Annotated in this window: 19 protein-coding genes; 8 read left to right on the top strand and 11 right to left on the bottom strand. The window is 39.1% G+C overall.

Annotation, left to right across the window (positions count from 1 at the left end; all coding sequences use genetic code 11):
* Window positions 1-14: 14 nt before the first annotated feature.
* Window positions 15-680 carry an FMN-dependent NADH-azoreductase gene (locus AAGD16_RS18115; protein WP_036955558.1) on the bottom strand — a complete coding sequence of 222 codons (666 nt, stop codon included), beginning with the start codon at window positions 678-680 and terminating at the stop codon, window positions 15-17.
* A gap of 131 nt (window positions 681-811) precedes the next feature.
* Here AAGD16_RS18115 and AAGD16_RS18110 point away from each other — a divergent pair, with 131 nt between their 5' ends.
* The 4 genes from AAGD16_RS18110 to AAGD16_RS18095 all read left to right on the top strand — a co-directional run bounded on the left by AAGD16_RS18110 (window position 812) and on the right by AAGD16_RS18095 (window position 4,177).
* Window positions 812-1,663, top strand: coding sequence for a LysR family transcriptional regulator (locus tag AAGD16_RS18110; RefSeq protein ID WP_377115646.1), 852 nt, complete (start codon window positions 812-814; stop codon window positions 1,661-1,663).
* Window positions 1,664-2,012: 349 nt separating this feature from the next.
* Window positions 2,013-2,510 carry a hypothetical protein gene (locus AAGD16_RS18105; RefSeq protein ID WP_350608268.1) on the top strand — a complete coding sequence of 166 codons (498 nt, stop codon included), beginning with the start codon at window positions 2,013-2,015 and terminating at the stop codon, window positions 2,508-2,510.
* A gap of 84 nt (window positions 2,511-2,594) precedes the next feature.
* Window positions 2,595-3,755 (top strand): protein kinase family protein, encoded by a 1,161-nt coding sequence (locus AAGD16_RS18100; protein WP_377115641.1) that lies wholly within the window; start codon window positions 2,595-2,597, stop codon window positions 3,753-3,755.
* Between the two features lie 68 nt (window positions 3,756-3,823).
* Window positions 3,824-4,177: a hypothetical protein gene (locus AAGD16_RS18095; RefSeq protein WP_377115638.1), complete on the top strand. Its 354-nt coding sequence runs from the start codon at window positions 3,824-3,826 to the stop codon at window positions 4,175-4,177.
* A 249-nt stretch (window positions 4,178-4,426) separates the two neighbouring features.
* Here AAGD16_RS18095 and AAGD16_RS18090 read toward each other — a convergent pair whose 3' ends face one another.
* Both AAGD16_RS18090 and AAGD16_RS18085 read right to left on the bottom strand, forming a co-directional pair.
* The gene (locus AAGD16_RS18090; protein ID WP_058553254.1) at window positions 4,427-5,467 is read right to left on the bottom strand and encodes a methionine synthase; all 1,041 of its coding nucleotides are present in this window, start codon (window positions 5,465-5,467) and stop codon (window positions 4,427-4,429) included.
* A gap of 31 nt (window positions 5,468-5,498) precedes the next feature.
* Window positions 5,499-6,473, bottom strand: coding sequence for a DUF1852 domain-containing protein (locus AAGD16_RS18085; protein WP_033103186.1), 975 nt, complete (start codon window positions 6,471-6,473; stop codon window positions 5,499-5,501).
* A gap of 463 nt (window positions 6,474-6,936) precedes the next feature.
* Between AAGD16_RS18085 and AAGD16_RS18080 the strand changes: the two genes are divergently transcribed.
* Window positions 6,937-7,746 (top strand): sulfite exporter TauE/SafE family protein, encoded by an 810-nt coding sequence (locus tag AAGD16_RS18080; RefSeq protein ID WP_377115634.1) that lies wholly within the window; start codon window positions 6,937-6,939, stop codon window positions 7,744-7,746.
* 204 nt (window positions 7,747-7,950) lie between these two features.
* Here the strand turns inward: AAGD16_RS18080 and nhaR are convergent, their stop codons facing one another.
* The gene (gene nhaR / locus AAGD16_RS18075; RefSeq protein ID WP_377115631.1) at window positions 7,951-8,844 is read right to left on the bottom strand and encodes a transcriptional activator NhaR; all 894 of its coding nucleotides are present in this window, start codon (window positions 8,842-8,844) and stop codon (window positions 7,951-7,953) included.
* Window positions 8,845-8,953: 109 nt separating this feature from the next.
* Between nhaR and AAGD16_RS18070 the strand changes: the two genes are divergently transcribed.
* On the top strand, window positions 8,954-9,265 hold the full coding sequence (locus AAGD16_RS18070; protein WP_008110823.1) for a hypothetical protein: 312 nt from the start codon (window positions 8,954-8,956) through the stop codon (window positions 9,263-9,265).
* A gap of 268 nt (window positions 9,266-9,533) precedes the next feature.
* Here the strand turns inward: AAGD16_RS18070 and AAGD16_RS18065 are convergent, their stop codons facing one another.
* Window positions 9,534-11,870, bottom strand: a complete 2,337-nt coding sequence (locus tag AAGD16_RS18065; protein ID WP_377115627.1) for a S9 family peptidase — start codon at window positions 11,868-11,870, stop codon at window positions 9,534-9,536.
* A gap of 134 nt (window positions 11,871-12,004) precedes the next feature.
* Window positions 12,005-12,892, bottom strand: coding sequence for a LysR family transcriptional regulator (locus AAGD16_RS18060; protein WP_377115624.1), 888 nt, complete (start codon window positions 12,890-12,892; stop codon window positions 12,005-12,007).
* 104 nt (window positions 12,893-12,996) lie between these two features.
* Between AAGD16_RS18060 and AAGD16_RS18055 the strand changes: the two genes are divergently transcribed.
* Window positions 12,997-13,860 (top strand): MBL fold metallo-hydrolase, encoded by an 864-nt coding sequence (locus AAGD16_RS18055; protein WP_377115755.1) that lies wholly within the window; start codon window positions 12,997-12,999, stop codon window positions 13,858-13,860.
* 75 nt (window positions 13,861-13,935) lie between these two features.
* Here AAGD16_RS18055 and AAGD16_RS18050 read toward each other — a convergent pair whose 3' ends face one another.
* The 5 genes from AAGD16_RS18050 to AAGD16_RS18030 form a co-directional block, all read right to left on the bottom strand.
* Window positions 13,936-14,733: a class III extradiol ring-cleavage dioxygenase gene (locus AAGD16_RS18050; RefSeq protein WP_138561084.1), complete on the bottom strand. Its 798-nt coding sequence runs from the start codon at window positions 14,731-14,733 to the stop codon at window positions 13,936-13,938.
* A 104-nt stretch (window positions 14,734-14,837) separates the two neighbouring features.
* Window positions 14,838-16,307 (bottom strand): DNA recombination protein RmuC, encoded by a 1,470-nt coding sequence (gene rmuC, locus AAGD16_RS18045; protein WP_028834611.1) that lies wholly within the window; start codon window positions 16,305-16,307, stop codon window positions 14,838-14,840.
* A 590-nt stretch (window positions 16,308-16,897) separates the two neighbouring features.
* The gene (locus AAGD16_RS18040) at window positions 16,898-20,044 is read right to left on the bottom strand and encodes a DEAD/DEAH box helicase (RefSeq protein ID WP_076923236.1); all 3,147 of its coding nucleotides are present in this window, start codon (window positions 20,042-20,044) and stop codon (window positions 16,898-16,900) included.
* Between the two features lie 426 nt (window positions 20,045-20,470).
* Complete coding sequence (locus tag AAGD16_RS18035) at window positions 20,471-21,433, bottom strand: transcriptional regulator (protein WP_013462769.1); 963 nt, start codon at window positions 21,431-21,433, stop codon at window positions 20,471-20,473.
* 15 nt (window positions 21,434-21,448) lie between these two features.
* Window positions 21,449-22,687 (bottom strand): AAA family ATPase, encoded by a 1,239-nt coding sequence (locus AAGD16_RS18030; protein ID WP_008464468.1) that lies wholly within the window; start codon window positions 22,685-22,687, stop codon window positions 21,449-21,451.
* A 773-nt stretch (window positions 22,688-23,460) separates the two neighbouring features.
* On the opposite strand from AAGD16_RS18030, the gene AAGD16_RS18025 reads away from it, so the two are divergent.
* On the top strand, window positions 23,461-24,675 hold the full coding sequence (locus AAGD16_RS18025; RefSeq protein WP_013463357.1) for a hypothetical protein: 1,215 nt from the start codon (window positions 23,461-23,463) through the stop codon (window positions 24,673-24,675).
* The last annotated feature ends 26 nt before the right edge of the window (window positions 24,676-24,701 follow it).

Below are 24,701 nucleotides of genomic sequence, written 5' to 3'. Positions count from 1 at the left end.
TTTATATTTAAATATTATTTATTACTTAACTGTAGCCCTAGCGCTGCTGCTTGGCTATAAGCATTATCGAGCGATAGTTGATGGCGTACATCGGCAAACTCTTGATATTCTGAGGCAATTTCATGAATGGTGCTCACGCCTAAATATTTACTCAATGTACGTAAGTGCGGCACTAAATGGCTCATATGCTCACGTATACCACCTTGCTCAAAACCAAACTCACCGGTTGAGGTGATCACAACTAATGTTTTACCTCCAAGTAGAGGTTGTAGCGGAAAGTCACCACGGGAAAGATCAAAATCAAAAGTTTGGTTAATACGTATTACTTGATCAAACCATGCCTTTAACTGTGCGGGCATACCGTAGTTATACATAGGCGAGGAAATCACAATAATATCGGCAGCGGCAATTTCAGCGATTAATGTGTCTGACAAGGCCAGTAACTGCTGTTGCTCTGCGGTTTTTTTATCATCAGGGGTAAATACCGCACCTATCCAGTCTTGAGTAATAAAAGGCGGAGGATTCACACCAACATCACGGTAAAAATACTCATCTATAGCTTGGCGCTTTGCAAAGCTATCAATAAATTGCTTAGCAATATTTTTAGAAATTGAATCGTGATCTGGGTTGTCGTTTTTAATAGCTCTTACGCTTGCATCAACGTGAAGTAGGGTAGTCATACTGTTTATCCTGTTAGTAAATGTAGGTTAATCATCTTACTAACAGGCATATTTCACAAACGAGTAAATCTTAACTATAAATAAGTTATACTCATCTATAAGTTAATTCTATTTGGTGTGAATAATCCCCCATGCAAGTATCACTACAAGCACTCAAAGCCTTTGAAGCTGCGGCGCGTTTAGGCAGTTTTAAAGCCGCCGCGGATGAACTATCGCTCACCCCAACCGCGATTTCGCATCATATAAATAACCTTGAGAACCGTTTAAATGTGGATTTATTTTACCGCCAAGTTAGAAAAATCACTCTTACACCCACCGGTGAATATTTAAGTGAAGCAACATGCAATGGCTTTAACCTTATTAACCAAGCGCTAACTACCGTACAAGCTAAAGGCACCGCCGTTAAAATAACCACTACGTCATCACTGGCCGCACTGCGTTTAATACCCGCATTACAGGAGCTATCAAAAAGTCAGCCCAATCTTGAAGTGGATATATCAACCAGTGAAGCCGTTGATAAGCAATTACACACCTTACCGATTCGCTTTGGTCAACAGCAGAATATAAACGCATATGATATTATTAAAACCGAGCAATTTAACCTGTTTGGATCATACAAAGCCGCGGATATCCCATGGCAAAATGGCCCAGTTACGCTCTATACCACTAAATGGAAAAACAACGCGCTGAGTGAGCCACCAATTAAACAATGGCTTACTCAAAACAACTTAGCTCCTGCTTTATTTAGTATTAAAACATTTGACCAAGAGCTATTTGGTATTCAAGAAGCTATGGCAGGCTCAGGACTGGTTTTTTGCTCAACCACGCTAGTACAACGATTATTAGACACCGAGTTACTTAAAAACTTTAATACCCACGTAGTTGAATCTGACTTTTGCTACTACATACCTAATAAGCAGCGCTTTCAAACCCGAAATACTCGCCTCGTTTTAGAATGGGTAGAAGGGTTGTTGAGTTTATAAGTTCTGAGCAGCAATCAAAGTACGTAATAGCTAAAAGTAGTGTTTATTAGCCTATCTTTTCGGGGTAGGCTTGTGAGCAGTCAAATCTGAGCAAAAACTGAACATTGAGATTAAATAAATATAATAGCTAATCAATTCATCAAACAGCTCTTTGCTCACATATTTATAAAAATTAGCAAATAGCGCATATTGTTTTATTTAACTTTACTTTAAATTTTTAGAAAACTTAATGATAGTAATACCTTAGGTTATTTGCTAAAACTATATAAACTAGGTAAATGAGCGTTAAGTCTGCAGAAATATGCGCGATGAGCGCACTATTAAATTATGATATGTCAAAGGAGAGCCTGTGGTTCAATTAGCGAATATTGCAAGAATAGCTCCCGGTATTGAGCATCTTTCACTTGACGAGCTCCACGCCCTGCAAAGGTTTACGCTACTATGGACTTTGTTTGAGGCTCAAGTGCTAGATACTAACGCTTATGTTAGGAATATCTCCGAAAAAGTTGCAAGTATTGAACCGCACATCATTGATGGCGGATGGTTTGAAGAGCACTTAGCCTATTTTTCAAATAGGTATATTGAGAATGGAAAGACGAACTACCACTTTGAACACCTTAACTTGCGAGACAATGACAACCCAAGGTTGGTGCGTGCCGCGCTAGCCGGAGAGGATACTCGTACCTCTTCTCAGCTGATAGCCTGTTTAACTATAGTTTATCGATTTAGAAACAACTTTTTCCATGGTATTAAGTGGGCTTACGGCCTACGTGATCAACTCGCCAACTTAACGCACTCTGCAAGCCTACTTGAAAAGTATTTAGAGAAGGTGCCGAATGGCGTATAACATTACATTCTCTCCTGCGATCATACCTCGCGCCATTAATGTGAAGCATTATGGTTCAATCAAATTCAGGCTATACAATAATTTATGAATGCTGAAAACGCCATAGAGAGCCACTACAGAAAGCTCTCTGATATTATAAGTAATGAGTTCGAAGATCTTTACAAATCAATAAAGAATGACAAATTAAGAGTTTTATTCTCTACTCTTCACTCTAGTGTTACTAGTCTTTTTGATTCGATGAATAATAGACTTCCAACATATGAAAACCCCGCTCACTTTTGGGCAGAACCAAGCAGAGAATTAATTAGCTCTATAGAGATAATTGAAGCTCTAGAGAAATCTTTAAAGAACTCTGAACATGCATTCTCTATCGAGGATTATCATCAAGAGAGACTTACTTTTTGTAAGAGCTTTCTAAGCAAGAGTGGTGGGAGTGCAATTCCCGCTCATACTGAAAAATTAGAGATTTATTATACTATCCCAATATTTTTTCCACAAAGCTCAATAAAAATTGAGAATAAAAACAACACAGCTGACTTAAAAGCGCTTGGTAGTGGTTCTTATGCAAACGTCTATAGATATTATGACAGTTTCTATCTTAAAAATTTTGCTTTAAAACGAGCAAAGAAAGATCTAAATGCCAAGGAAATTGAAAGGTTCAAGCGTGAGCACGAACAAATGAGTATGCTAAGCTCGCCATATATTCTTGAAGTTTATGGGTATAACGAAAAAGATAATGAGTATGTTATGGAGTTTATGGACAGCTCTTTGGATAAATACATGTTAAAAAACAATTCCAAATTGTCGTTTCAAGATCGAGTTAAGTTGGGATTACAAATCCTCAGAGCTTTCTCTTACATACACTCCAAAAATATTTTACACAGAGATATTAGCCCTAAAAATATTCTACTTAGGGAATATGATGATGTAGCAGTTGTGAAAATAGCAGATTTTGGACTAGTGAAAATTATTGATAGTGAACTAACTTCGGCGAATACAGACTTTAAGGGGTATTACAACGATCCTAGCCTAATAACAGAAGGCTTTGATACCTATAGCATCTTGCATGAAACATATTCGTTGACTCGTATTTTATATTACGTCTTAACCGGAAAGAGCAAGACTGAAAAGTCACCAGAGAATGTACGTGCTTTCATTGATATAGGTCTTAGTAGTAATAAGTCTATTAGATTTAAAGATATTGATGAAATACGCATAGCTTTTCTAGCTATCGCACCAATGTGATTTAGCCGTGAACCATAACAGAGCCCAGCAGTTCGACGCTGAAGGCGGCGTTATGAGATAAGGAATATATGCATCAGATTAAGCACTCAGCAAGTCCATATCTTTATAAGATTGTATTAGATAGTGAATATAAATTATCAGACGCGGACATAAATAAATTTAAGAAGACGGTGAATCAAGGTGTCGCTGTTTATGGTTTTACTCCCAATATTATAATTATTTCTAATTCGCATTATGCTTACTGGTGCTCCATTTCGTTGTTTGCAAAAGCTATGGACACAGGTAAGTTAGCTATTTGTAGTAATGATAATTTAGATGATGTTATTAAAAATATCTCTACTGAATTTGCACCCATTAATGTAAAGCAGTTTAGTAAGAGCAATATTATAGACTGTAATAAGTGGGTTACCTCCAAAGTTTAGTTTATAGCAAATAGCTATAGTGCCAGCTTCTGCAATTGACACTCTCCACTCAGCCATTAATACCTTGCGGTTCGGTTAGGTTTGATTACTTAAGCTAATTTGTTGCACTCAACCAATATTCAACTAACTTAAAACCTTTTCCCTTTGACCTTGCACTTTAACTGTAAACCCCCATGACATTTTGATTAAAAAATCCACACTTTAACTTATGTTTAGGTGTGGCTTTTTTACAGCAGCTGTAACTAAAAATTAAGCAACATTCGCTGCTAATAGTTCGTTACGTACTAACTCTGCGCCTTTGCTTAGGGCGTTGAGCTTACCGTTTGCAATATTGCGGGGCAGGGGGGCCATGCCGCAGTTGGTGCATGGGTAGAGTTTGTCGGCATCTACATATTTAAGTGCTTCGCGTAGAGTTTTGGCCACCTCTTCGGGGGTTTCTATGGTATTGGTGGCTACATCGATTGCGCCCACCATTATTTTTTTACCGCGTACGAGTTCGAGTAGCTCTATAGGTACATGTGAGTTTTGGCATTCTAGCGAAATAATATCAATATTAGATTTTTGCAGCTTAGGGAATACTTCTTCGTATTGTCGCCACTCTGTGCCGAGGGTTTTCTTCCAATCGGTGTTGGCTTTAATGCCGTAGCCGTAGCAAATATGCACGGCAGTTTCGCATTTTAACCCCTCTATGGCTCGCTCAAGGCAGGCTATGCCCCAGTCGTTTACCTCGTCAAAAAACACGTTAAAAGCGGGTTCATCAAATTGAATTATATCGACCCCTGCGGCTTCTAGCTCTTTGGCTTCTTGGTTGAGTATTTTAGCAAATTCCCATGCTAGTTTTTCACGGCTTTTATAGTGATCGTCATACAGGGTGTCGATCATGGTCATTGGCCCAGGCAGTGCCCATTTAATTGGTTGGCTGGTTTGCTGGCGTAAAAACTTAGCGTCTTCAACAAATACCGATTTAGTGCGAGACACAGGGCCAACCACTGTGGGTACGCTGGCGTCGTAACGGTCGCGAATTTTAACTGTTTTACGGTTTTCAAAATCAACGCCATTTAAATGTTCAATAAAGGTGGTTACAAAGTGCTGACGAGTTTGTTCGCCATCGCTGACTATATCGACGCCTGCGGTTTGTTGCTCGTGCAGGGAAATACGCAGAGCGTCGTGTTTGCCATCTACCAGCTCGCTACCTTGTAATTTCCACGGTGACCATAAGGTTTCGGGTTCGGCAAGCCATGACGGTTTTGGCAAACTGCCTGCTGATGATGTGGGTAATAGTTTTTTCATAATAAATGCTGCCTTTAATTTTGTTGTGTGGTTAAGCGATACTTGCCGAGAACTGCTGCAGCACTGACTGATAAGGCTTAATAAAATGCTGCTCAGTAAATTTACCTTGCTCTACCGCTAATTGACCTCGCTCTGCGCGGTCATACACAATTTGCGTTAACGAATGGTCGTCATTTTTTAAATTCGGTTTATAACGGCTACCAGCGGCGGCGTTGGCGTTATAAATTTCTGGACGATAAATTTTTTGAAACGTTTCCATGGTGCTAATGGTGCTAATTAGTTCAAGGTTGCTGTAGTCGTTTAGTAGGTCACCAAAAAAGTAAAACGCTAACGGTGCAACGCTGTTTGGTGGCATAAAGTAGCGCACTTGTAGGCCCATTTTTTTAAAGTATTGCTCTGTTAACGACGACTCATTAGGCTGATACTCTACGCCTAAGATAGGGTGTAAGTTTTCGGTTTGCTGATAGGTTTTGTTATCAGACACGCTTAAACAAATAACCGGTGGCTTTTTAAAATGCTGTTTATAGGTATTTGAGTTTACAAAGCATTTAAACAACTTGCCGTGTAAGTCACCAAAGTTATCGGGAATGCTAAATTGCGGTTTGCTTTTGTTATGCTCAAGCAATAACACACTAAAATCGTAGTCGCGCACATACGATGAAAAGTTATTACCCACTATGCCTTCAATTCGCTCGTTCGTTTGGCGATCAATAATATTGGTTTTTAATACCTCAATTGACGGAAATGCTTGGCCACTGCCTGCAATGTCTAAATCAACCGAAATGATCTTGAGCTCAACCGCGTAACGATCCCCTTGCGGGTTATCCCAACTGGCCAGTGCATTAAAACGATTATTGATCATTTTTAGGGTATTACGTAGGTTTTGTTGGCGGCTTTCCCCCCTTGCTAAATTAGCGAAGTTGGTCGTAATACGTGTGTTATTTGATGGATGGTAGTTTTCATCCAAGTTAGTGCTTTTAATCGTAAATGTAAGATCAGTGCTCATAGCCGTATCCTTTCAATTTGAGTTGTTGCTGCTTTTATTGATGGCGCATTACTCGCTGTTAAAACCGACATAACGGGTTAGCTGTAATGGTGCTCTGCAGAGTTAATAAATTTATACGCGGTATGTAGCATGAAGAAAAACGGTATTATTTCAGGTAAAACATGAGCCAGATTCATTCTGTAGCAAAGTTAAATGGGTAAATTCAGCTAATTACCTATGACCCTCTCACAAAAACCACTTTAGAAGTCTAGATTTCTAGATGTTTTTACGGGTATTGTGATTTATTCATACAAAACGTGAGTATTATTCAATACTTATAAGTACTTAAAGTGCCATTTGCATAAACGGTTGTTGATATACTCGAATAAACCTTGGTGAGCTTAGATGTTTTATTAAACGTTTTTTACACGCAACTCACCGCCACAGAGCATAACAACCCTTAACATAAGAAGAGACAAAAGGAATGAGTGATTTAATAGTGTTAATTATATACTGCGCCATATTAGGTAGCGGTGTTGGTTTTTTAGCAGGCTTATTAGGAATAGGGGGCGGGCTGGTAATTGTGCCTATACTCAGCATGATATTACTGCACTTTAATGCTTTGCCACCTGAACAAGTAGTGGTAGTTGCCATTGCGACCTCGCTGGCCTCTATTTTATTTACCTCGACCTCGTCGGCTATTGCGCATCATAAAAATGGCAATGTACCCTGGAATATTGCACCTTGGGTGATGGCGGGCGTTGCCTTTGGCGCGCTCATTAGTGGCTTTATGGCTGCGCTATTACCTGAGCATGTAGTGCGTTTGGTATTTGCAGTAAGTGTGGTGCTAATTGCACTAAAAATGATTTTTTCTGGTAAGAGTGATTCAGCAATAGCGCGCCCGTTACCAAACAAAGGGTTACTCAGTGTTTATACGACCATAACCGGTGGCTTGTCTGCCATGATAGGTATTGGCGGCGGGGCAGTATTGGTGCCGTTACTGACGTTTTTTTCTGTTGATATGAAAAAAGCCATAGGCTGCGCCTCTGCCTCAGGCATTGTGATAGCGCTGTTTGGTTCACTGGGTTATATCAGCTCAGGCAGCCAGTTATTTAGCCTAAAACAAGGATTTGCAGGCTTTGTATATTTGCCCGCTTTATTGGGTATTGTATGCACCTCATGGTTTACTGCGCCACTCGGCGCTAAAGCCACCCATTATTTACCAGTTTCAACCATAAAGAAAATATTTGCCGGCTTATTAATTGTAATGGCAATCAATATGTTTACTCGATAAGGGCATTTATATGAGCCTTAAAAAGACGCGGCATAAAGCCGCTGCTACCGTATTAGCTACTAGTAGCAGCGGGTTCACCCCGCGTAGGTGTTGAGCGTTAGAGTCGGAACCCTTTAACCTTTAACCTTTAACCTTTAACCTTTAACCTTTAACCTTTAACCTTTAACCTTTAACCTTTAACATCATAAGACGATTAACTAAAATCTACGTCATTTGCGCGTGCTTTATAAACTCGTCATAAATACTGTCTTTAATGAGCCTGTCGGGTGTAAAGGCATAATAATGCTGATAAACATTATCAATTGTACCAATGTAATTAACGCCGTAATGGCGCTCCACTTCGGCTCTTACCAAAATAGGCGCAGGGAATATCCCAAACCCTTGCTCACCTAACGACTTCATTAATGCGCTGTCGTCAACATGGCCTGCTATTGTCATTTCAATGTCTTGCTCTTGCAGCCAATAATAAATAGCCCGCGCGACGGGGCTTTCTTTTGCAGGGAGCACTAGAGGCTTGTTATTTAAAGACTGCGGAAACTGCTTATGTAACTGCGAATGCCATGTTTCGTTACTAAAAAGAGCAATTTGGCTTTTACCTATTTCATGGCAAAACGCCTTAAATGGCAAGGTGGTATCGAGTGGTTTATCGGCTAACACTAAGTCGAGCTTATGAATCGCCATTTGTGCAAGCAGCTCATCTTGTTGGCCGTCAATACAGTGTAAGTTGGTAATACGGTCGTTATTAATTAAAGGCGCTAGCCACTTCGACACCAGTGATTTGGGTAACACATCTGAAATACCGACCTTTAGTGTTCGTGAATAGTGCGTGGTATCACCTTGCGTGGTTTCTAGCCATTCGTGAGCAATAGCAAAAATATCATTAGTGTATTGCTGAGTTACATGGCCAAACTCCGTTAACTGTAGGCCTCGCCCTTGACGAATAAATAGCGGTTTTCCTAGTCGTTGCTCTAAGTTAGTAATTTGCGAGCTGACCGTTTGCGGCGTTAAATTAAGTATTTTACTCGCCGCTGCAATACTGCCGTGCTTACTTACTTGCCAAAAATAATATAAGTGATTGTAGTTGATGTTGGTAATCATTCGAAAATACCTGTTTTAAAGTAAGAAATAATCAGCTTTTTCCTTTGCCACTAAGTTAGTAGATTACAGTCATGCCTGCAACATAGTTACTATTAAAAGGTGTAATTGCATGAAGCTAAAACTTACAGTTAAAAACAAGATAATTAACGCAAGTGAAAAGATGTCGCTTTTGAAGTTGATAAAAAGCCAATTGGCAAAACATGCTTTAAATATTCGTAAAGTTGAGATTCAAATAAATGATCTTTCGAGTGAGCGCCACGGCACTTTGCAGCAATGCAAAATTAATATTCTTTTACCTGGGCTACCCAGTATTAATGTAAATACAAAGGGAAGAAGTATGCTGCAAGCGATAAAGCGGGCACTTAAAAGTTTGCAGCACATTCTCGTTAATAAGTATCAACCTTCGCAACCAAGCTCTTAATATCGCACTTGTAGTAGCAAGGATGCTACTTTTTTAATGCCTCTCTAATTCCAAGTTATGTTTAGCAATAAATGATTCAATTATTGCCATTGAGCAGTATTTCCTTGTTGGGTTTTGTTCGACTCTACCCAACTCACCATAACTAAAAACCTTTGCCCTTTTTCCTTTAACCTTTAAACCCAGCTGTAAACCCCCGTTACACTTTGATTAAAAAAGCCGCACACTAATAATTAGTGTGCGGCTTTAGTATTTTATTTTTTTAAAGCGATTACTTGTTTAATAAGTGCTTTTCAAAAAAGTCGGCCATCATGGTGTGATAGTGCAAGGTGGTGCCTTTGCCTTCACTTAAGCTATGTGAGCGGTTTGGGTATGAGAAAAATTCAAACTGCTTATTGTGCTTTACAAGCTCGTCAATTAATCGCTCTGAACCTTGATAATGCACGTTATCATCGCCTGTACCGTGAATAAGCAATAGCTTACCAGTTAGATTTTTAGCAAAGGTAATCGGCGAGGTGTTATCGTAACTCTCAGGATCGGTGTTTGGGTTGCCTGCATAACGCTCTTGGTAAATGGTGTCGTATAAACGTATATCTGGCACGGGTGCTGAGGCAATGCCTACTTTAAATTTATCGCCATGGCGGAACAATAAATTAAGGGTTGAGCTACCGCCGCCTGAATGACCCCACACGCCAACGCGCTCGGTGTCTATTACATCCCAACGTTTTGCCATGGCATCTAGGGCGTCTACTTGGTCTTGCACGGTAATTGAGCCAATTTTTTTATAAATCGATTTGCGCCAATCGCGGCCTTTTGGTGCACGTGTACCGCGGTTATCAACCGATGCCACAATAAAGCCTTTTTGCGTTAACAACGATTTGTATAAGTAACTGTTACCTTCCCAGCGGTCTTGCACAGTTGAACCCCATGGTTCGCCGTATACGTAAAACACTATTGGGTATTTTTTACTTTTATCAATGTTCTCAGGGAACATAATGTAGCCGTCAAGCTCGGTACCATCTTGCGCGTTTACTTTAAAAAATTCATGCTTAGGTAAGCTTTGTTCAGCAAGCTTTTGTTTGAGCTTTGTATTTTCAACTAAGGTTTTTACATTACTATGATCGCTCACTTTAATGATCTCTTTAGTCGGTGGCGTACCAAATTTTGAGTAAGTATGCATTGCCCATGAGGCATCTTTTGACATGTAGTAGCTGTTTGATCCCTCAAACTCAGCAGGTGTTACCCGTACCGGTTTGCTGCTGCCATCAAGCGGTGTGCTGTATAAATAACGCTGACCAGGATCGTTTGGCGAGGCAATAAAATACATCACGTTTTTATCTTCATTGATGGTAAGCATATCAATAATGTCGTAATCGCCAGGGGTTAGGTCGATAATAGTTTTGCCATCGCGCGATACACGATAAAGATGACGCCAACCGTCGCGTTCGCTATGCCAAATAAAAAACTCGCCGTCTTTTGACCAGTTTGCTTTATAAAACCATTCGATAAACGCATCGTCTTTGTCTTCTAAAATCTTGGTCAGTTGCTGCTTTTGCCAATCAAACAACCACACTTTGTTATGGCTTTGCGGGCGGTTTAAGTCTTGAATCATTAATTCATTACCGGTGCCAGCCCAGCTAATACGCGGAATATAACGGTCGCGGTTATCGCCTTCAAGCTCAGCCCAACGGGTTTGTTTATCAGCAAGGCTTACCACACCAACACGCACGGCAGAGTTGGTTTCACCGGCCTTAGGATAAGGGAATTCTTTAAGGGTAGGGTACAGTTCGTCGGTGTTGTTAATCATAGTGAAAAATTTAACGTCACTGGTATCAAGCTGCCAATAGGCGATTGATTTGTTGTCGGGGCTCCAACGAAAACCATCGGCAATAGTAAATTCTTCTTCGTATACCCAATCAAAATTACCGTTAACTATGGTGGCGCTGCCATCGGTTGTAAGCGCGGTTACATCGTTACTGCCAACCGCTTGCATATAAATGTTGTTGTCGCGCACGTAGGCTACTTTTGAACTATCTGGCGAGAACTTAGCAAACATTAACTTAGTAGGCTCAACATCCAAGCCACCTAATTGCTGTAACTGGTTAGTCTCAAGGTTGAGTAACCAAAAGTCGCCTCTGCTGCGCGAACGCCAAACTTGCTCGCTGTTGGTAAATACCATCAGCCATTTACCGTCTTTTGACCATTGGTAGCTTTCGATTGCAAATGGCTCGTCTGCACCTTCTGGCAACAGCTTTTCAAACTCAACCAGTACTTTACGGCCTGTGCCGTCAGCATTGTAAAATACAATGTCGTTGCCTTTTACGCCGTGCTCTTTTTCATCATCAACGTTGTTATCGTCAGCTTTTTCTTTTTCGCTTTCGCGCTCTTCAAGCACTGTGTAGCCAGTGCCATCATCTAGCCATTTAAAGTAAGTGCTTCGCTGGGTTTTAAATTCTTTATCTTTATAAATTTGCGCTAGGCTTAATGGATTATTCACGGTACTCATCGCTGCATTATTGTTGGTTGTTATGCTGGTACTTGAACATGCTTGCAAGCCTAAGCCCGCAACAATGGCCAGTGCCAAGCCCGATGTTTTGATCAGATTCATTGTTTTTGTTCCTTGGGTCTGTTGACCTTTATGGATTAAGGCGCTTATTACATTTACTGTAACAAAATAACGTACACAATATCAGCATGCTTAACGCACAAAGCTATGGTTTAAACCCAAAATTTTATAATTAATTACCATGCTGGATTTTTAAATTCTTCACTGAGCGTGTCGATTAGTGCTCTTACTGTTGCTGATAAATGCTGACGAGAAGGGTAAAGCACATATATTTTCATTGGGTTTAATGTCCATGGCGCTAATACACGCTGCAAGCGACCATCAAGTATATATTGATTTGCCAAATACGTAGGCTGCACTGAAATACCAGCACCGGCTATGGCTGCATGAAGTAATGTGGTGGCCTCGTTTGCACTTAAATTACATTTAACATCAACCGATTGAAATTCATCCCCGTTGTGTAAATGCCAAATATATCGGTCAAAGTTTTTATAGCCTAAACATTGATGAGTGCTTAACTGTTGTGGTGTCGTTATTGGCGGATAATCAGCAAGGTAGCTGGCTGAGGCCACTAATATAGATTCACACTCGGCAATAGGTTTACCTATTAACGAAGGATCAGGATTGGCTGCAATACGTATTGCCAAATCAACACGTTGCTCTATTAGATCTGTGGTTGAGTCTTCAAGATCTATGTCTATTTGCACGTTAGGGTGACGTTTCATAAAACGTGTAAATATAGGGGCTAATTGTGCAAAACCTAACGACATACTGGTCGCTACTCGTATTTTACCTGACAACTGTTGCTGGCTTTTAGTTTGTTCAACTAAACGGTTAGCCTGTGCTAACCATTGCTCTATTTCGGGTAAACAGGCCTCGCCGGCGGTGGTAAGCGTTACTTTACGGGTAGTGCGATGCAATAAGCGCGTATTTAACCAGGCCTCTGCCGACTCAATATGACGAGTAACCATAGGGCGTGACATTTCAAGCCGATCGGCAGTGGCAGTAAAACTGCCTGAGTAGGCAACATCAACAAAAACCTGCGCTGCGGTGAGTTTATCCATAGTATTTGCACTATTTATGAAACAATGATGCTAATTATTGGTTGTTTTTCTGAACATATCAAACCTTTATTATGCTCGCATTAGCAACCAATGATGAGAATACCATGAACCTACGTACGCTTTTATTAAGCACACTATTAACCAGCAATATCGCTATTGCAGACGAAACCCCATTAACCCTTGATGTGTATAACGCTGACAGCAATAGCTTTCATGTTAATGCCACGCTGGTTTATGGCCGTACCGATGCAATTTTAATTGATACCGGATTTACCAAAGCCGATGCACTGCGCATTGCCGCTAAAGTAATTGACTCTGGTAAACAACTAAAAACTATTTTTATTAGCCAAGCCGATCCTGATTACTACTTTGGCGCTGAAGTGTTACAGCAGTTTTTCCCAAATGCAGAGGTTATTACCACACCGGCAGTGCACCAAAAAATAGCAGCAAAGCTTAAAGGTAAACTTGCTTTCTGGACCCCAAAAATGGGTAAAAACGCACCAAAAAACCCCGTCGTACCTAAGGTATTTAATGGTAATAGCTTAAAAATAGAAGGCCATACCATTGAAATTCGTGGCACAGAGGGTGAGCATAATCATCGCCCATATTTATGGATACCTGATAACAAGGCCATTTTAGGGAATGTGGCTGTATACGCTAATGTTCATTTATGGATGGCCGATGCACAAACTCAAGCAGAGCAAAATGCATGGGCAAAGCAACTTAATGAAATGAAAGCACTTAAACCTGACGTGGTGATCCCAGGGCATATGAAAGCAGGCACCCAATTAGATGCTGTAAATATTGATTTTTCAATCCAGTATTTAAAGGATTTTGCACACGCTAAGCAAAATAGTGATAACAGTAAGCTGCTGATAGATAAAATGACCAACTCATACCCAGAGGCTGTATTACCTATGGCTCTTAGCATTGGCGCTAAAGTGCATAAAGGCGAAATGAAATGGTAATTGCTTACGCTTAACCACTGTAATAAATACAGTAGAACCAAAAAACACGCCTAGCAAAGTCTGGCGTGTTTTTTATTATTGCCACAAATACATACTGGCTCGCTTATTGGCAATATTTAATTCAAATACCTCAGTGCTTGCACACATAGCAGCGCCATAGCATACATGTAGCGGTAACAAGTGCTCTTCTCTGGGGTGATTAAAGCGTGCAGCTGGAGCTTGCTGCCATGCTAATAATTGCTGTTCACGCTGCTGCTCGGTTAATGTTTGATCTGCGATTGTGCTTACCAGCCAATTTTCAAATGCCTGATTTTGCTGGTTAACATCGTTTGATTGAGTAACACCAAAAGCGCGCATATTATGGAAGGTAAAGCCTGAGCCTATAATTAATAAGTTATCGTAATCAATACTTTGCAACGCTTTACCAATTTCAACATGCAACAGCGGATCAAGGCTTGGATGCAAGGATATTTGCACACAAGGAATATCGGCCTCTGGGTACATAATTTTTAACGGTACAAACATACCGTGATCAAAACCACGCTGTGGATCGAGTTTTGAGTCAATATTATGTGTTGCGAGCGCTTGCTGCACTAAATTAGCAAGTTGCGGCTGGCCAGTACAAGGGTAAGTTAATTGGTACGCCTGCTCAGGAAAACCATAGTAATCATAAATAAGCGGCGGTGAAGAGTGCGCCGTTATACTAATTGGTTGAGCTTCCCAATGCGCGCTGACCATTAAAATAGCGCTAGGCTTTGGGATTGTAGCGGCAACTTGTTCTAAGCAGGCTCGCATTTCTGCATGGTTGGCATCACCTAGTAATGGCATTGGGCCGCCACCATGAGAAATGAAAAAAACAGTTGGGCGTTGCATGTGGTTAATCCTAAAGGACAGATATTATTATAGTGCCTGCGCAGTTAGTAAATAACTAGCCACATAAACGCACAACCTTAGTGCGCAAATATTATATGTGGTGTTTATTCATCAAGCTCTAAGTGAGCGCGTTCAACGCTTTCTTGAGGTAACTCTTTTTGCACCGATACACCCAACTCTTTAAATTCTGAGGCTTGTTTAATTAAGTTACCTTTACCACGGTATAACTGAGAAAATGCTTTATCGTAAGTTTCTTTGGCTTTATCAAGCTGTTTACCCACGCCTTCCATACTGGTTAAAAAGCCGTTGAGTTTACTGTAAAAACGCTCAGCACGATTAGCCAGCTCTTTTGAATATTTAGTTTGCTCTTCAAAGCGCCATAACTGCTTAACAATATTTAAACTGGTTAGCAGGGTAGTAGGAGTAGCAACCAAAATGTTTTTTTCGATTGCTTGCTGGTAAATGTCGCTTTGGTATTTAAGTGCTTCTACAAAGGCGGATTCAATCGGTACAAACATAATAACAACCTCAGGCGAGTTTATCCCTGGTAAACGGTCATACGATTTACTGGCCAGCTCATTTATACGGGCAGTTACGGCATTTACATGCTCTTTAATCGCTTGTTGAGACTCAAGCTCTGTTTCGGCATTTACATAACGGGTATAGGCATTTAACGATGTTTTTGCATCAATCACTAAGTGTCGACCTTGAGGTAAATACACCACTACATCAGGGCGCAAACGGCCGTCTTCGGTATTAAACGACACTTCGCGTTTATAGTCTGTGCCAGCTCGAAGTCCTGCGCTATCAAGCACGTTTTCGAGCATTAACTCGCCCCAATTACCTTGGGTTTTCTTTTGTCCTTGCAGCGCATTACTGAGCTTATCGGCCTGCTCGGTAATGGCTTGGCTTTTGGCTTGTAAATGCAATAGCTCGGTTTTAAGTGCTGCACGTTGTTTTAAATCTTCAACGTGAATAGATTCCATTTTATCTCTAAAGCCTTTTAGCTCACCTTGAACCGGCTTGAGTAACTGCTCTATGCTTTCTTGATTGAGGGTTTTAAATTTTTGCGATTTTTCTTCTAAGATTTGATTGGCTAAATTTTCGAATTCTTTTTTAAGCGTTTCTTTACTTTGCTCTATATGGGCGAGTTGCTCGCTGAAATGTTGCTGCTTTTGCTCAAGGGTAGTGCGTATATTATTAAGCTCGACATCGCGCAGATTGTATTGCTCGCGCAGGGCGGTTAGCTCAGCTTCGGTTTTACGCCAATATTGATTATAAAGTTGACTTTGTTTTTCTTGCTCAGTTAATCGCGTTTTAAAATGTTGCGCCTGATCACGTTGCTCTTGATGAGTAAGCCCTAACAAGTCGTGCTCTTCCACTAAAGAGGCATATTGATTTTGCGTATGCTCATACTGGCTTTGTAATAACAATAACTGTTGTTGCTGCTCACTCACTTGGCGCTTTATTTTTTTGCTTAACTGGACTGATACAACGCTGAAAATAGCCATACCGGCTATAGCGCCAGTACCAACACTTAACCAATCTAAATGGGATAAAAACGAAGTAAACATAGAATAAACTTTTAAAATTTAGTGACATGCCATCATAACGAATTACGCTCTTTAGCAGTAGGGTAAAACACTAAATTAAGCGCATAAAAAAAGCCAGCTAGTAAAGCTGGCTCAATATTACTAAATTAGTAATCAAACAGGGAAATCAACATGAAACTTGTAAAACAACATATCAACTACAAGCATAATTGTAGACGCGCTCTGATTAAATTAGTTCAAAATAATTTTAAAAAAGTTGAATTTGAGGCATAAAAAAAGCCAGCTAATAAAGCTGGCTCAATATTACTAAATTAGTAATCAAACAGGGAAATCAACATGAAACTTGTATAACAACACATCAACTACAAGCATAATAATAGACCCAGCCATTTGTGATTAGTTCAAAATAAATTAAATAAAAAAATAAATATTTTTAAAAGCAAAAAAAAAGCCAGCGCATTACTGGCTGGCTTAATCATTACTATGTCTAGTAACTACTATATGGGATATCAACATGAAAGCTTGGAGAAACTGCAATTTAACCAAGCATATTAATAGACGCCTACAATTTAAATAAGTTCAAAAACTCGTCATGATTTTTTAAAATTATTTTAGCTTTTAATTAAAGACAGCATTTGTTGTTCGTCAAACTGGGTAAAACTCATTGATTTTTCGGTAAATAATGCATCTACAAGCGCTTGCTTATCTTGCTGCATTTGAAATACTTTTTGTTCAATAGAGTTAGCCATAATTAGTTTATAAACAAACACTGGGTTTGTTTGTCCAATTCGATAAGCACGATCGGTGGCTTGTTTTTCAACGGCTGGGTTCCACCATGGATCAAAATGAATAACGGTGTCGGCTTGGGTTAAATTAAGCCCTGTACCACCGGCTTTTAAGCTAATTAAAAACACAGAAGTGTTACCACTGGTAAATTCGTCTATTACTTTATCGCGATGACGCGTTTGCCCAGTTAGCATACTAAAATTAATATTTAGCTCATTTAAACGCTCGGCAATTAAATCAAGGGCAGAGGTAAACTGGCTAAATATAATCACTTTACGGCCAAGGCTAAGCATTAAAGGTAAGTGACTCGACAACCATTCTAATTTAGCACTGGCTGCCTCAGTTTCAGGTTCAATGAGTTTAGGATGACAACAAATTTGGCGTAACTTTAATAGAGCTTCTAAAAAAGCGAGTTTACTTTTTTGTACGCCTTGCTCGGCAAATAAATCAATCAGTTTTTCTTCAAGCGCACGAGTTATACCTTGGTACATATCTTTTTGTTTAGGTTCAAACTCAAACTCTTTTATAAGTTCGGTTTTTTGCGGTAGCTCTTGAGCCACTTGGGCTTTAGTACGGCGCAAAATAAACGGCATAATTAACGCTTTTAGTTGCTCTGCACGTTCAATGTTGCTTTCGCGTTCAATAGGGCCTTGAAAATGCTGCTTAAAGTGCGCCTGTGAACCTAAAAGCGAGGGCATTGCAAAGTCGAGCAATGACTTTAATTCAAATAAATTGTTTTCAATTGGGGTGCCACTTAAACAAAGCTTAAAGTCGGCATTTAAACGTTTTACCAACCGCGAAACTTGTGCGGTATCGTTTTTAATATACTGGGCTTCATCAAGAATAATGTTTTCAAAATACAGCGGTGAGTAATAAGCAATGTCACGTTTTAATAGCGGATACGTGGTTAAAATACATTGCGCTTGTGCCAAATGCTGCAACGAATCATTTCGGTGTGCACCAAAAATAGTGGTCACTTTTAAGCTTTTTGCGAACTTGGTAATTTCGTTTTGCCAATTACTCACTAAACTTGTAGGGCACACAATAAGCGTAGGCCCTGCTTGCGGTGTATTGTATGAGCTTGCTAAGTAGGCAATCACTTGTAACGTTTTACCCAAGCCCATATCATCCGCTAAAATCCCACCTAACTGATTACGCTTTAAAAAGTTAAGCCAAGCCACGCCTTCTTGCTGATACTCTCTTAATACTACAGAATCGTGTAAGCCATGAATGGCAGTGTTAGGTGATAGCAGTGCATCGTTATTTAGTTCATCAAGGTAACGCTCTAGTGACGGGTCATGTAGCTCTACATTAATAGCTGTGTGCTGAACTAATTCAGGTAAGTATGAAAGCGGAATGTTAAATTCGTCACGGGTTTTAATAAATTCAAACCGCAGTTTAAACTCAATTAATAAATTAAACGCTGCTTTATCAATAACCCCAAATTGACGGCCAACAGGGTAGTAATAAAATAATTCACTTTGACGGTTTAACGATTCATACAGTTTATTATTTACATTTAATAGGGTGGCTACTTTGGTATCGTTTAGCATTACTTTACTATGCATTTGATGATTTGCAGCTCTGTTTACATGCAATGAGATTTGGCTTTTAGTATCAGCAACATTAACTTTGCTCATTGATACTTGCCAACCGCGTTGTTTAAAGCTGGGCAGTACCTCGTGCACTAGCCAATGTAAGTGAATAGCCGATTCCTGACTAAAAATAAACTCGCTGTGTAAACCCCCTTTACAAAAATCGAAGCCTAAGTTGACTAACTCATTGGTAACGGTGTTTTCAAAGGCGCTATTAATTAACTTTGCAGGCGCGGTACCCGCTAAATAGTTTTTATTTTTATACTTAAACGATAACGAAATAGCCATTACTGAGCCCGACATGCTGACTTTAAGTATGGCATTACTCAACGACTTAACAGGCGTGCTTGGTGTATTAGTAGGGTGGGGAATAACACCTACTCCAAAGTTATCAGCAAGCTGCTTATAAATTCGGTCAAAGTTTGTATCGTGCAGCGCCGGTATAGTTTGTAAGTGCGCAATTTCATCAGCACTGAGGGGCGTGCGAATACGGCCTAATTTATATTTATCTAAATCTAAGTAGATGGGCGGCGTTGTTTTAATTAAAGCCCAATTAGGAATTTGATCCAAGTGAATTTTTAACTGGGTTACCTCTTTTTGTTTTTCCCAAACAAAGTTAAGAGGTAAACCAGGTTGCGCTTTAATAGGTACTCGAGAGCGTTGTAAAAATAATCTGTCTGTGGCTAGTAATTGCTGCAGCGCATTAAAACCCCATTGACCTTTAAGCTCAATATTACCGACCGCATTTTGCGATCGGATCCAGCTATATAATCTAAAATCACTTTCGAGCAAATCGCTAGGGGTTACAAAACTATTAAGCTGTTGCTCAGTTAAATTTCGCCCAAGTGCATAATTATTATTTTTATCGTAGTTGGCAATTTTAGGGGTTAAAAATACTTTGTTGTTTTCTATGTCTAATACAAACAGTAATACTTGCGAGGGTTGAGCTTGGTCGGTGTTTTTAAGTGCGCTTAGTTCACTAAACCAATCATTAATAAAATAATCTTCACCGTACTCACCAGAATGCTCAATTTTAAGCTTTAACAAAATAGCGGCCAAATGGCGGCATTTAGTTTTAACATTACAGGTACAGTGGGTATCGACCGAATAACCAGTTGGTAATTTACTGATCTCAATACGTTGGTTGAACGCGATTCCTTTATCACCTTGCACCGTAGAGTCAACCACAGAAAAATCTGCATTATGTTCTAACCAACTGATTTGGCCGTTTTTATAGTACGATTTTCCTTTGGCCAACACCGCGGGTTTAAATAATTTTTTTATGAATCGCTCAGAAAGAGGAAACTGGGTAGCCTGCTCATTTTTAATTTCTTCAAAAATAGCCATTAAATCATTTTTTGATAAGTTAGCAGACATGTCACTCAAAGTATTAAAATTTAAAAACAATTTTTCCAGTATATGCCTTATCAGCGCTGAGCTAAAGCAATATTATTTTTAAAATAAACTGGTTGGATCTGATTGGTTAGTAAAAAATTGGTTTATAGCGAATTGGCGATCATTGTTTAATTTTGCTCACTAAAAAAGCACGTTTAAATTACAAAATAAAAACAATTACTTAACTTTAAAAGGAGGTTTAGTTAGGCTTAGATCAGGTTTTTACTAACAAGGTGAAAAATGGCATTAAAAGGAGGTGTTTAGTTAGTAAAAATATGATCCTTGATGGTTTAAGCCATGTTTTTAGCCTTTTTATACCACTAAAGATCAGATTTTTACCAACTAAAAAAGAGGTCTAGATCATGATTTAACTAACCCAACCCCTTTTACAGATCACGATATTACTAACTAATTAAAGGCACTTAATAACTTAGTAAGTTGCTCTAAGCGCTTGTCTGTCATCACTTTATTATTTATTTTAATTGAAACGTCACCACTTTTAAGGTTGCGTTGCACACTAATAAAGTCATTTTCTAAAACCGCTTCACGTTTTGATGCTGTTTTAGGCTCTGCAGTTAGATATTTAGTAATTAGCATAGCGCGCTTGTCGTCGGCTTCTAAGGCGTTAATTTCATCATTGCTGGCAAGTGCAACAACTAACTCGTTAAATGCTTCCTCATCGCGCTCCTTTGCGTTAATCAGCTTTTTAGCAACTTCTCTACCAACATGATTAGCTGTTGGGTAAAGGGCTATAACATCTGCAGATATTTGCTCATACGCTTTTATCGCATCAGCAATCGCTGTATGCGATACCCCTTCAATAACAGCAATCTCACGGTACGAGCCTTTTTTGCCTTGTTGAATAAGATCGTTTCTAGTTTGCTGATACGCTTGACCCAACTCCCAAAGACTAGGGGCAATGTATTGATCTGATGAAACCGCAAGTACTTTGGCATCTTGCTCGCTAAAGTCACTAGAACTCAATACGAGGTAGTCTGCGCCACCTAAAATACAGGCTTTACGACGTCTAGAGCCAGCTAATACAAGGCTCATATCACCTTGCTCCCACAATAGGGCAGGGTGCTGATTACGGCCATCTTCTTTAATAGCAGGAAGAATATCTGCGACTGACTTTTCGTTTAAAAGCGCTTGTACGCGACGATTTTTACCATAAACCTGAGTTGAGTTTTCAATCTCGTTATGTGCTATCACTTTACAAACAAGCGTAATTTCCCGATTAGGATCACTAGGAGCAGGCATACGAATAACGTCGCCTGCATTGGCTTGCTCTAAAAGGGCATCTAAGCTGCTACTGCCAACAGCGGTTGCAAAGGGATCTAAGCGGGTGTCATTTTTACGTTTTTTAGCCATTTTTAGTCAACATCCTTACTTAGGCGTATTTAATTTAGATTGAGTGGATTGCCAATTAGAACGAATTAGCATTTCGAGTTCATCCACTACATCTTTGATATTTTCTTGTGCGCGCATTAATGACTCTCTACTTGCTAAGCTGTCAGATGCTTTTTGGTCAAAGATAGTATTGAACGACGATGAACTGGCGGTAATTGCTGAACTATGATTAATAGGATAGCTCATTACTTGGCGACCAAAAGCACTACGCACATCTTTAACTATGTCGCGTTGTGAGTGATTGCCTTTCACATAATTAGTAACTAAAAATTGCATGAAATCCCAACCATCATGGCCAAGAGCGGCAACGGTATGATAAATCTCACCTAAGCGTTTTAAATATTTATTATTTGCATCAAAGTCTACCGCTTCAGGGTGAACCGGAATTAGCATCGCCGTTGAAGCCATTAATGCATTGTAAAACATAAAGTTAAGCGTTGGCGCTGTATCAATTAAAAGAATGTCAAACTCATCTTTTACCGGATTTATTACTCGTTCTAGTAGTTTGTGGTAATGGCGTGTTTGCTCATAATTGGAGGTGTCTTTGAGTAATGTTGCTGTTTCGTGCTCAAAATAAAAGTCATCCATACCTGATGGTAAAACACGAATATTAGGAATATGTGTTGGTAAAAAAGAGTTAGACACAAATTCAGGCCATGTTTCACCTTCATCAAGGTCAATGCAATCACGCATCAAATCACCAACGGTAATTGGATCGGGCTCTGAAGATGGGAAAAAGCTTGATGATGACCCTTGAGGATCTAAATCAATTATACCGATACGGTAACGTTTAATGTTAGTGGTAGCGAGTGCAGCAGCAATGTTAACCATGCTTGTTGTTTTACCACAACCACCTTTTAATGAATTAATAACAATAACTTGGAGTTTGTCTGTTGATGCGCGGTGATCAGGCTGTATGTCCATAATATCAGCCATAGCAAAAATATTAACTAAGGTGTAGGCATAGTGGCCGTTTGCACCGCGTTTTATATTTAAATCGTCAAAGTCACCATTGTCATGGCGTCTTTTTAAGGTACGATTATTACAGCCAAGTAAATCAGCTGCTGCTTTTTGGGTGTAAGTTCTTAATTCTTTTTCTTCAGATTTAAGATGGGCGCGATAATGTTGGATACGTCCTTCTAGTGATTTTTCAGCAACTTCTGCGGTTGCTTTCAAAAGTCGATAAGTATCTAGCGCGTTTTTATTGATAGACATACTTTATTCCTCAAAGTTAGGTGTTTAGTATAATGTCCATTCAATTAGCTGTAAACAACTATTTAAGGCGACATGTGTTTTAAATACATGACATATAAAATAATTTTTACCCTTTTAAGATTGCTTAGTATAAATAAAGAAGTTTAAGTATGGTTAAATATATAAGGTATTAAAGGCTAAGGGTGTAAAATACATATATAACGTAATGATTTATATAAATAATATTAAAAATAGTGGATCAGCATTGTACGTGGTTAAGATCAGATCCTTATCTACTTGCAGATCAGCTTTTTACTAAGCGAATATTTACAATCTAAGTTACGCACAGGTTAAGCACTGAGTTACTCACAAATACCTACCTGTAGATCATATTTTTACTAAGTAAATTATAAAGTTATGCACTAAGCAATAGTGATAATGCATGGTTTAATTAGTATAGATCTGATCTGTAGTAAGTACAGATCAGATCTATGCTAACTCGAACTAAGCTTATCCACAGGGGGTTAAGATTTTTATATAATTTGTCGTGTAAAATATAAAAAAAAACACTTTGTAATGGACAAAATTATTATTTAGTTAGTAAAAATTTGGCTTATCAACACTCAGTTAGTAAAAATGTGATCTGAAAACGCTTGTCTTAAGTTTTCCTTAGTAAAATACTGATCTGAGCATTTTATTTGAAGTCAGATCACTTTTATACTAACTTAAACATTTAACTTTTGTGGCTTTATGTGTTGTTATTAGCTGTCACAATAAAAACGGAAATAAAAACCATGAGCCGAAAGGTCAACATCTCGGTAGATAACTTGCCCGATACACTTAGGGGCCAAATTCACGGGGTGGAAAGTGCGATCGATAACGAAAGCCTAGCACTATTTACAGATAATAAAGATGTGCGAATTTCGATAGAAAATGCAGCCCATGGGTTACGCGCTTACTCTAACACATTTAACCATTATGATCTGTGGGGACGTTTTGTTCGCTCAGGCCACAAAAAACTGCCACTTGAAGAAGCCCCTAAAAAAACCATCATTACGCGTAAGATATCTGAAAAAGTAGATGGTATTTTATATGATGGCGAAATAAAAATAACACCGGCTGTGGTCAGTACTCGTAAAGATGGCGAAGATGTAGAATATTTAGTGTGGCCATCAGATAGAGAAGAAAAAGTAGAGCGCGCATTAATTCGCCTAGCTTCAAAAGGTAAAATTGTAAAAATTAATTTTAAGTCCGGTATTCAATATGCCGTTGTGTTTTCTATGAACGAATTAGCACAAGAGCTTAAAGCGGTTGGCCAATCTATGCCATATCCGCAAATTAAAGAGTCGCTTGAAGCATTGCAAGGTTCTAAACTTTCTTTTAAATATTCTGCAACGGATACTAAAAATTCTGATATTGATGATTCGTTTTACGAGTCGAATATGAACTTTTTATCGTCTTTGCACTTTAGTGGTAAGAAAGGCCAAGGCGGAAACGTAAAATGTGTTGCGTGTTTAAATGCATTTGTACACAACATGATTGATAACCTTGAATACAAAGGTTATTACTTTAACAGTGCACAAGAATTAAAACGCGGATTATCGCGTTGGATGATGCTGCGTTTATATCATTTATGGCGTTATGCAGCACCAGGAAAAACCTACCATTTTAGATTACTTTCTATTATGGAAAAATATGGCTCTATTTACTCAACGGATGATATTACCGAAAATAAATTAAAAGCACTGCGTCGTGATATGACAACCACGATGAAAGATTTAATTGAAAAAGGAGCAATATCTGAATACAGCATTACCAATGTTAAAGATGATAAAACCGGCAACATAGTCGATTACACTTATGAAATGCATCCGTCTGATCAATTTTGTGATGAGATATTGGCATTAAATAAACACAATAAGCGTATTGAAATACAAGGCGGCAAACGCATTGTTGAAAATGCGGTATTGATTGATGAAGATAAGCTGGAAGAAATTGTAGAAAAGTAATTCTATTTATTTTTACCAACAAATAT

The organism is Pseudoalteromonas sp. M58, assembly GCF_042604605.1.
In the GTDB taxonomy this organism is placed as follows: domain Bacteria; phylum Pseudomonadota; class Gammaproteobacteria; order Enterobacterales; family Alteromonadaceae; genus Pseudoalteromonas; species Pseudoalteromonas tetraodonis.
Note: the sequence above shows the minus strand (reverse complement) of the source record. Positions and strands in the feature narration are given on the sequence as shown.